The sequence below is a fragment of the Streptomyces sp. NPDC060198 genome, assembly GCF_042728415.1.
Lineage (GTDB): Bacteria > Actinomycetota > Actinomycetes > Streptomycetales > Streptomycetaceae > Streptomyces.
In genome coordinates, this window is record NZ_JBHWZJ010000680.1 from 1 (window position 1) to 1,340 (window position 1,340).

Here is a 1,340-nt window from a genome sequence, read left to right on the forward strand (position 1 = left end):
GGACTGGACGTTGATGAGGGAGAGGTGGTGACCGACCACGTCGTGGAGTTCGCGGGCGATCCGCAGCCGTTCCTGGGTGGCGGCCCGTTCCTCGGTCTCCCGGGCGCGGGCGAGGTGGCGGTGCGGCGGTTCGGCCGGGTCAGTGCGGCGGCGGTCCGCTCCGGGTGCGGGCGGGTGCGCCGGCCGCACCGCCCGAGCCCTCACCGGCGTCCTCGCCCGTGAGGTAGGCGGAGACGACGACGTTGGCGGAGTAGGTGCGGGCGGCCCGGTCGTACGTACCGCCGCAGGTGATCAGCCGGAGCTCGGCGCGGCCGTCCTGGCGCGGCCCGTAGGCCTTCTGCGCGTCGAAGCGTTCCCGGGTGACGACCTGGACGTCGTCGACGGTGAACTCGGCGACCGTGCCGTCGGCCCGGGTCACCAGGATCTCGGCGCCCGGCCGGGTCGCACTCAGTCCGTAGAAGACGGCGGGCTCGGTCTCGGTGTCGACGTGGCCGACCATGATCGCCGCCCCCGCGGTGCCGGGTTCGGCGCCGCCGTCGTACCAGCCGACGGCCCCCGGGGTCGCGAACGGGGGCGGATCGACGGCTCCGTCACCGTCGAGGCCGCGTCCGACGACGGGGGCGTCGACGCCCACGGACGGGATCGCGATCCCGCGCGGCGGCGACGCGTCCAGCGGATCGTGCGCCGGGGGCAGCGGCATCCCGAGGGGGCGGCCGACCGCCGCGACGTCGCCGGTGGTCGGCGCGGAGCTGCCGCCGGGTCCTGCGGTGGCGTCGCGGCCCCAGAGCCAGAGGCCGAGCAGGAGCACGGCCCACGCCACTCCGGTGAGCAGCCGCCCGGTACCTGCCGGGCGAGCGGGGGCGGCCACGTCAGTCCGCGGCCGGACGGCGGCGGCGTGCGCCGCGGAAGGCCGCGGTGGCCGCCGCGACGGCGGCGAGCGCCAGCCCTGCCACCACGTGGCGGACCCCCGGCCCGTCGGAGTCCTCGGCCTGCTCGGCGAGTACGGCGGTGCCGCCGCCACCGGCACGGACGGGGGCGACCGGGGTCGGCCGGACGTGGTGGACCACGGTGACGGTGCCGGTGGCCCGGCCGCCTTTGCCGTCCTTGCCCTCGCAGAACAGGGTGACGTCGTACCGGCCGGCCTCGGCGCCGGACCGGATACGGGCCTGGGCGCGCAGGCCCTTCCCGTCGGCGGGGGTGAACCGCACCGAGGAGACGAACGCGTCGGATTCGCCGACGCCCTCCTCGCCCTTGCCGCAGGCGTCGGACCAGAGCTCGACCTCGCCGCCGGGGGCGAGGGTGGACGGGGTCACCCTGAGGGTGCCGTCGCCGTTCCGGGC

The 1,340-nt window shown here is 77.3% G+C and carries 2 protein-coding genes and 1 pseudogene; all 3 read right to left on the reverse strand.

The genetic code is table 11. From position 1 onward, the window contains the following. Positions 1-123, reverse strand: a pseudogene (locus ACFWEP_RS34680) (histidine kinase); the annotation flags it as partial. Positions 124-139: 16 nt separating this feature from the next. After that, positions 140-868, reverse strand: coding sequence for a class F sortase (locus ACFWEP_RS34685; RefSeq protein WP_387376291.1), 729 nt, complete (start codon positions 866-868; stop codon positions 140-142). A 1-nt stretch (position 869) separates the two neighbouring features. Next, positions 870-1,340 (reverse strand): hypothetical protein (locus ACFWEP_RS34690; RefSeq protein ID WP_387376293.1); only part of this gene is annotated, 471 nt, incomplete at its 5' end.